General features: G+C 71.1%; 7 protein-coding genes. 4 read left to right on the plus strand and 3 right to left on the minus strand.

All coding sequences use genetic code 11. The features are described from left to right. Window positions 1-682 (plus strand): exodeoxyribonuclease III (locus tag ACOADB_RS07500; RefSeq protein WP_378597340.1); only part of this gene is annotated, 682 nt, incomplete at its 5' end. Here ACOADB_RS07500 and ACOADB_RS07505 read toward each other — a convergent pair. Further along, window positions 675-1,907 (minus strand): MFS transporter, encoded by a 1,233-nt coding sequence (locus tag ACOADB_RS07505; protein ID WP_378597341.1) that lies wholly within the window; start codon window positions 1,905-1,907, stop codon window positions 675-677. The two genes, ACOADB_RS07500 and ACOADB_RS07505, sit on opposite strands and share 8 nt — an antisense overlap. A gap of 88 nt (window positions 1,908-1,995) precedes the next feature. Here ACOADB_RS07505 and ACOADB_RS07510 point away from each other — a divergent pair, with 88 nt between their 5' ends. Then, entirely contained in the window at window positions 1,996-2,463 is a 468-nt protein-coding gene (locus tag ACOADB_RS07510; protein WP_378597342.1) for a hypothetical protein, read from the plus strand. Window positions 2,464-2,472: 9 nt separating this feature from the next. On the opposite strand, the gene ACOADB_RS07515 is transcribed toward ACOADB_RS07510, so the two are convergent. Then, entirely contained in the window at window positions 2,473-4,995 is a 2,523-nt protein-coding gene (locus tag ACOADB_RS07515; protein ID WP_378597343.1) for a glycoside hydrolase family 65 protein, read from the minus strand. Then, window positions 4,995-5,744 (minus strand): HAD family hydrolase, encoded by a 750-nt coding sequence (locus ACOADB_RS07520; RefSeq protein ID WP_378597344.1) that lies wholly within the window; start codon window positions 5,742-5,744, stop codon window positions 4,995-4,997. The genes ACOADB_RS07515 and ACOADB_RS07520 overlap by 1 nt, the downstream gene beginning before the upstream one ends. 73 nt (window positions 5,745-5,817) lie before the next feature. On the opposite strand from ACOADB_RS07520, the gene ACOADB_RS07525 reads away from it, so the two are divergent. Next, a complete protein-coding gene (locus ACOADB_RS07525) occupies window positions 5,818-7,173 on the plus strand; it encodes a cytochrome P450 (protein WP_378597345.1) in 1,356 nt (451 codons plus the stop codon). Between the two features lie 63 nt (window positions 7,174-7,236). Then, window positions 7,237-7,676: TetR/AcrR family transcriptional regulator (locus tag ACOADB_RS07530; RefSeq protein WP_378597346.1), on the plus strand; the 440-nt coding region annotated here is incomplete at its 3' end.

Below are 7,676 nucleotides of genomic sequence, written 5' to 3' on the forward strand. Positions count from 1 at the left end.
CAACGGGGTGGCCGTGCTCACCCGGACTCCGCCCTCGGCGGTGCGTACGTGGGCGGTGCCGGACCTCGCGCAGCCGCTGCCACGAGCGCTGCGTCCCCATGCGCTGGAGGGCCGCTACATCGAGGTGGACCTCGCCGACCACCCGATCACGGTGGCCAGCCTCTACCTTCCGAAGGGTGGGTTGCCGGTGCACCTGCAGGACCCGAAGCGGATGCGGGAGGCGCCGGACGGCGGAGCGAAGTACGAGAGGAAGATGGCCTTCCTCGCCGGGTTCGCGCGGCACCTGACGAACGCCCGCCGTACCGCAGCATCCGCCGGACGGGAGTTCCTCCTGACCGGTGACCTCAATGTCGCGCACGACCGCCAGGACGTCGCGAACTGGCGGCGCAGCAACCAGGTCGAGGGCTTCCTGCCCGAGGAGCGGGCCTGGCTGGACAGCCAGCTGACACCGCGCACCCTGGTCGACGTGGTGCGCCGCCTGCATCCTGACGTGGACGGTCCGTACTCGTGGTGGAGCTGGCTCGGCCGCGCGTACGAGAAGGACGCCGGGTGGCGCATCGACTACCACCTCGCGACACCCGCACTGGCGCGCTCGGCCCGCAGCGCGGTGGTCGACCGCGACCACCGCGGCACCAGGCTCAGCGACCACGCACCGGTCGTCGTCGACTACGACGTCAGCTGAAGTCGCCCTCGGCCGCGACCGGCACGACGGCGATCGCTAGCAGGGGGAGCAGGCCGGCGAGGGCGAACGTGGCGCCGTACCCCCAGACCGTGATGGACAGGCCGGCCACGGGAGGGACCGCGGCGGCGGCGATGTGCTGGGCGGTGTTCTGCATGCCCAGGGCGCGGCCGGACCAGAACGGGCCGGCCCGCTCGGCGACCGCGGTGAAGGCGAGGCCGTTGTCGGCGACGGTGATGGCGGAGGCGACGACGAGCAGGACGACGGCGAGCGCCGTCACCCACGTCGATCCGTCGGGGCCCGCCTGGCCGGCCGCCAGCCCGAGCAACGCCATCGTCACGGCAGCGAGCAGTGCGACCGACCGCATCGGCCGCATCCGGCTGCCGACGACGTCGGACACCCAGCCGGCGCCGATCCGGGCGGCGGCGCCCGCGACCTGGGTGCCGGCTATGACGAGCCCGGCGAGGCCGGGGGACCAGTCGAGGTCCTCGACGAGCCAGGTCAGGCCGAAGGTCCACACGAGGAACTGCGGGACGACCAGCAGCACCGAGGCGCCGTGGATGCGGGCGAGGAAGGAGTCGGTGCGATACGGGTTCGCCAGGCTGCCCGCGACGACCGACGGGCGGGGCGGGTCGATCACGACCAACGCAACGAGCAGGGCGCCCAGGGCGACCGCGCCGGTCGGCACCCACAGCGCCGGACCGATGCCGTGTGCGTGGGCGATGACCGCGACGGTGCCGGCCGCGAGGCCGACACCGAGGGGCTGGCCGGTCTGCCGGATCCCCATCGCGAAGCCGCGCCTCTCTGGCGGGAACCACCCCACGACCACACGGCCGGAGGCGGAGTTGGTGGCTGCGGCGCCGATGCCGGCCAGGGCCAGGGCGGCCGCCATCGGCCATGGACCGCCGGCCATGGTGGCCAGTGCACCGCCGGCGGCGGCGACGAGCAGGCCGCTGAGCAACGCGAAGCGCTCACCGTGGCGGTCGACGACCATGCCCCAGAGCACGAGGGTGAGCATCATCCCGGCCATCGATGCGGACGCGACGAGACCCGCTTCGGCCAGGCTCATCCCGTGCCCGCCCTCGGAGACCGGGCGGTGCAGCTCGGGGATCAGGAATGCCGGCGCCACGACCATCGCCGCCGAGGCCGCCTGCGACCCGGTGCCGACCGCGAGCATCGCCCAGCGACGAGCGATGCTGATCTGCTCGGGGGCGGCGGTCGAGGTCACGGGTCCAGTGAACGCCCGGGCGTCCCCGCGACGCACATCGTTCCGCCCGACCCGGGCTGTGAGATCGGTCTCCCCCTAGACTCCGGGCGTGAAGAAGCTCGCCATCGCCACTGTCCTTGCCTGTTGCGTCAGCCTCTCCGGATGCGGCGGTGACGACGAGCCCGCCAAGTCCGACGACAGGGCGTCCGAGACCCGGGACCAGGCGCTCACCAAGGCCGAGCTGATCGAGCAGGGCGACGCGATCTGCAAGGCGAGCAACGAGAAGATCGACGCGGCCGACGACCGGTTCATCGACCCGGAGAACCCGACCGAGGCGGAGTTCCGGGCGGCGGTCAACGACACGCTCGTCCCCGAGGTCAAGGGCCAGGTCGAGGACCTGCGCGCGCTGAAGGCGCCGGCCGAGGACGCGGCCACGATCAACGAGATGCTCGACTCCATCGAGGCGGGCCTCGTCGAGGTCGAGGCGGACCCGCTCGCCATCCTCCAGGGCGACCCGTTCGCCGACGCCAACAAGATCGCCCAGGACTACGGCTTCGAGGTCTGCGGCGCCAGCTGACCGGAGGGCTCAGTCGCCCGTCGGGACGATCGCCGAGATCACCGTTCCGTCGGCCCGCTGGATCCCGGCCGGGTACGGCGGTTCGCCCTCCAGGCGCGGTCCCTGGTGCTTCAACGACAGGGTCACCGGTGACCCGGCGCCGACCGTGACCAGCTCCGAGCGCACCGAGAAGGTCACCGGGTCCGTGCCGTCCTCGACGAACAGCTCGAGCTCCTCGGGACGGACGGTGACCCGGACGCGGGTGCCGTGCAGCGTCACCCGGTAGACGAGCGACGACCAGTCGTCGGGAAGCCGCGGATCGATCTGCCACTGCTGGTCGCCGGCAGCGGTCCCGATGTCGCGGAAGCCGCCGAAGCCGGACACCAGCGCGCTCCACACGCCGCCGGTGGACGCGACGTGCACCCCGTCGGCGGTGTTGTTGTGGCGGTCGTCGAGGTCGACGTACAGGGCCGAGACGAAGTAGCGCAGCGCGAGCTCGTGGTAGCCGACCTCGGCCGCGACGATCGACTGCATCACGGCGGACAGTGTCGAGTCGCCGGTGGTGATGGGGTCGTAGTAGTCGAAGTCCGCCTTCTTCTGCTCGGGCGTGAACTCCTCGCCCTGCAGGAACAACGCGAGCACCACGTCGGCCTGCTTGAGCACCTGGAACCGGTAGATCACCAGCGGGTGGTAGCTCAGCAGCAGCGGGCGCTTCTCCAGCGGCGTGTTCTCGAGGTCCCACATCTCGCGCTCGAGGAAGTGGCCGTCCTGCGGGTGGATGCCGAGGAACTCGTCGAACGGGATGAACATCCCCTGCGCGCAGTCGGCCCATTCCTGTGGCTCCTCCGGAGCCAACCCGGTACGACGGACCAGCGCCGCGTGCGCCTCGGGGTCGTCGCGCTCCAGCTCCCACACCGCCCGGGCCGCGCGACGGAGGTTGAAGCGCGCGAGCACGTTCGTGTAGAGGTTGTCGTTCACGACGGTCGTGTACTCGTCGGGCCCGGTGACGCCGTGGATGTGGAACGTCCGGCGGCTCTCGTCGCGCCAGAAGCCCAGGTCGGCCCACAGGCGGGCGGTCTCGACGAAGATGTCGACGGCTGCGTGGGCCAGGAACTCCTGGTCACCGGTGGCGCCGACGTACTGGCTCAGGGCGTACGCGACGTCCGCGTCGATGTGGTACTGCGCGGTGCCGGCGGCGTAGTAGGCCGATGCCTCGTGGCCGTTGATGGTCCGCCACGGGAAGAGCGCTCCCTTCTGGGAGAGCTCGCGGGCGCGGGACCGGGCGCTGTCGAGCAGGGCGTGGCGGAACCGCAAGGCGTTCCGGGCGGCCCACGGGATCGTGTAGGTGAGGAACGGCATCACGTAGATCTCGGTGTCCCAGAAGTAGTGGCCGCCGTACCCGGAGCCGCTCACTCCCTTCGCCGCGATGCCGCGCCCCTCGGCGCGCGCCGAGGCCTGCAGGATCGAGAAGAGGTTCCACCGGACCGCCTGCTGGATGGCGGGCTGGCCGGGCACCTCGACGTCGGCGCGCTGCCAGAAGTCGGCGAGCCACGCCTCCTGGGCGGAGTACTGGTGGGCGATGCCCTCCTCGTGCGTCCGGTCGAGGGTCCGCTCGCAGCGGTCGATCAGCTCGCGCGGCGGCACCGAGTCGGCGGTGTGGAAGGAGACGACCTTGGTGAGCTTCACGGTGACCCCGGGCTCGGCGGCGACGCGGTAGATCACCTTCGCCATGTCGTCCTCGGAGTGCACGCTCATCGACGTGTGCGCGACGGTTTCCAGCGTGTGGTCGGCGACGACGCCGAGCGTCATGCCGCTCTGGGCCGTGCGGTAGCCGAGCTTGATGCGTCCGGTGTTCGGGTCGGCGTCGTGCAGGCGGGGCACCAGCACGCGGCCCTTGAACGACTCGGCCTTGCGGGGGTCTGAGCCGGCGCCGGTGTCACCGTCGTCGGTCGGGGCCTCGGGCTCGATGTCCTGCCGGTTGATCAGCTGCGACGAGATCGCCAGTGACGCCCGCTCGTCGAGGAGGGTCACCTCGAAGGTGAGGACGGCGAGGTGGCGCTGCTCGAGCGGCACCATCCGGGTGCTGCGCACCCGCACCCGCTTGCCGCCGGGGGTGCGCCAGACCAGCTCCCGCGTCAGGACGCCCGTGCGGAAGTCGAGCGCGCGTTCGTACTCGATGAGGTCGGCGACGGAGACCTGCAGCGGCTCGTCGTCGACGTACAGCCTGATCACCTTGGGATCGGGGACGTTGACGATCGTCTGCCCGATCCGGGCGAAGCCGTAGGCCTCCTCGGCGTGGGAGATCGGCCAGGTCTCGTGGAACCCGTTGATGAAGGTGCCGTCGAGGTGGGCGTCGCGGCTCTCGGAGTAGTTGCCGCGCAGGCCGAGGTAGCCGTTGCCGACGGTGAACAGCGACTCGGTCGTGCCGAGGTCGGCGCCCGAGAAGCGGGTCTCGACCAGTCGCCACTCGTCGATGGGGAAGCGGGTCCGGTCGAGTGGATCGGCGACCGGTGGGGCCTTGTGGGAGGGGCCGGGCCCTTCGGGAGCGTTCATCAGGACTCCTCCAGCAACTGGTCGAGATCGGTGACGACGAGGTCCGCACCGGCCTCGACCAGGGCGTCCGGTCCGGCGCCGCGGTCGACGCCGATCACGAGTCCGAAGGCGCCTGCGCGTCCCGCGGCCACGCCACTGGTGGCGTCCTCGAGGACGACCGATCGGGCATCGGTGGCGCCGAAGTGCGCGGCCGCGTAGGAGAAGGTGTCGGGCGCCGGCTTGCCCGGCAGTCCCAGCTCGGCGGCCAGGCCGCCGTGCACGATGATCCCGAAGTAGTCGGTGAGGCCGGCCGCGGCCAGCACGGCCGGTGCGTTGCGCGACGACGACACGATCGCCATCGCCTTGCCGCGGCGGTGCAGGTCCTCGACGAGGGCGACCGACCCGGGGTAGGCGACGACCCCGTCGGTGGCCAGCACCTCGGAGAAGACATCGTTCTTGCGGTTGCCGAGACCGCACACGGTGGCCTCGCTCGGCGGGTCCGACGGAGAGCCCTCGGGAAGCGTGATGCCGCGCGAGGCGAGGAAGGCCCGCACGCCGTCGTACCGCGGCTTGCCGTCGATGTGGTCGAAGTAGTCCTGCTCCGTGTACGGCGGGTAGGTGACGCCGTCCTTCGCCGACTGCTCCACGAGGAACGCGCTGAACATCGCCGCCCACGCGTGCATGTGGACCTCGGCGGTCGGCGTCACCACCCCGTCGAGGTCGAAGAGCACGGCATCCCAGTCGTCCCAGCGCACGGTGTGATCAGCCACGCGGTCAGGCTAGCCCTCAGTGGCGAGCACATCGGTTTCGCGCGTGTCACGAATCGTCTGGTGGAATGGAGCCATGCGTCGCCTCCCCCTCGTCGGTCCCAAGGTCGGGCCGGTGTTCGATCCCATCTTCGGCCCGCTCAGACAGCGTGTCGGCATCTGGTTGCTCAACCGGACCATGCGCAACGGCATCGACCTGCGCAAGCTGCGCTTCCTGCCCGACTCGGTGACGCTGCCGCTCAAGCGCGACGGGCTCGACCCGCTGCCCGCGCTGATGGACGTCCAGGCCGAGGCGCCGGTCAAGAAGCTCGCCGACATGTTCGGCAAGACGGTCTGGCTCGTCAGCGGGTACGACGAAGCCCGCGACGTCCTCGCCGGGGACGCCGCGTCGTGGTCCAACGACCTCGGCCAGTTCGTCTCCCAGGAGGGCAAGTCCGACGAGGAGCAGATCGGCGGGCTCGGCATGATCGACCCGCCGCTGCACACGCAGCTGCGGAAGTACCTCACTCCGGAGTTCACGATGCGCCGCCTCGCACGGCTGCAGCCCGGCATCGAGACCATCGTCACGCAGCGCCTGGACGCGATGGCTGCGGCCGGAGCCGACGGCCAGTCGGTCGACATGGTGCAGGAGTTCGCCTTCGCCGTACCGTTCGACGTCATCTGCGACCTGCTCGGGCTGCCGGTCGACGACCGGGCGCGGTTCCTCGAGCTCGGCGTCGCGCGCTTCGACCTCACCGAAGGTGGAGCCGGTGCCTTCGGTGCAGCCGCCCACACCCGCGAGTTCCTGATCAACGCGGTGCGCGAGCAGCGCAAGAACCCGGGCGACGGCCTGATCGGTGCGCTCCTCAAGGAGCACGGTGACGAGCTCGACGACGTGACGCTCGGCGGCATCGCCGACGGCGTCTTCCTCGGCGGCTACGAGACCTCGGCGAGCATGCTCGCCCTCGGCACCTACCTGATCGCGACCACGCCCGAGGCCGGCCGGATGCTCCGCTCGGACCCGGACTCGGTCGACCGGGTCGTGGAGGAGCTGCTCCGCCACCTGTGCGTGGTCCAGCTCGCCTTCCTGCGCTTCGCCAAGACCGACGTCGTCGTCGGTGGCGTGAAGATCAAGGCAGGCGACGCGGTGGGCGTCTCGCTGCTCGCCGCGAACCGCGACCCGAAGCTCGGCGAGGGCCTCGGCGACTTCGACCCCACCCGCGAACCCACGCGCCACCTGGCCTTCGGCTGGGGCATGCACCGCTGCGTCGGGGCCGAGCTGGCCCGGATGGAGCTGCGCACGTCGCTGCGGATGCTCGCCGAGCGCTTCCCCGACCTGAGCATGGCCGCCGACATCTCGGCGCTCGAGTTCCGCAAGCTCTCGGCCGTGTACGGCGTCGAGGCGTTGCCGGTCCACCTCAACGGCAGTGACCGGGAGTCCGTCACCGCCTGATCACGACGACGTAAACAAACAGTCATGCTTGACTGTTTGTGAGTTGGGGTCCATGCTGGCGGTGTGTCGACCCCTGCCGTGACCCGTGTGCCCCAGGAGGAGCGCACGCGCGTCATGCGACAGCGGCTGATGGAGGCCACCGTCGACCTCCTCGTCGAGAAGGGCTTCAGCGGTACGACGACCACGCTCGTCTCCGAGCGGGCCGGCGTGAGCCGGGGTGCCCAGCTGCACCACTTCCCGACCAAGAACGACCTGGTCGTCGCGGCGGTCGCCCATCTCACCGAGATCCGCGGTCAGGAACTGGCCGCGGCTGCGGCACAGCTGCCCCGCGGCAGGAACCGCACCCGCGCGATCGTCGGGATGCTCGGCGACCACTTCGCGTCGCCCGTCTTCACCGCGGCTCTCGAGCTGTGGGTCGCGGCGCGTACCGACGCCGCCCTGCTCGAAGCCGTCGCCCCCCTCGAGGAGCGGGTCGGCCGCGAGACGCACCGGCTGACCGTGCA

Source organism: Nocardioides sp. CPCC 206348 (assembly GCF_048654705.1).
GTDB lineage: Bacteria > Actinomycetota > Actinomycetes > Propionibacteriales > Nocardioidaceae > Nocardioides.

Bases quoted from the DNA above. Each gene is read 5' to 3' on its own strand.
- ACOADB_RS07525 (WP_378597345.1), top strand. From the start codon at position 5,818: ATGCGTCGCCTCCCCCTCGTCGGTCCCAAGGTCGGGCCGGTGTTCGAT.
- ACOADB_RS07515 (WP_378597343.1), bottom strand. From the start codon at position 4,995: ATGAACGCTCCCGAAGGGCCCGGCCCCTCCCACAAGGCCCCACCGGTC.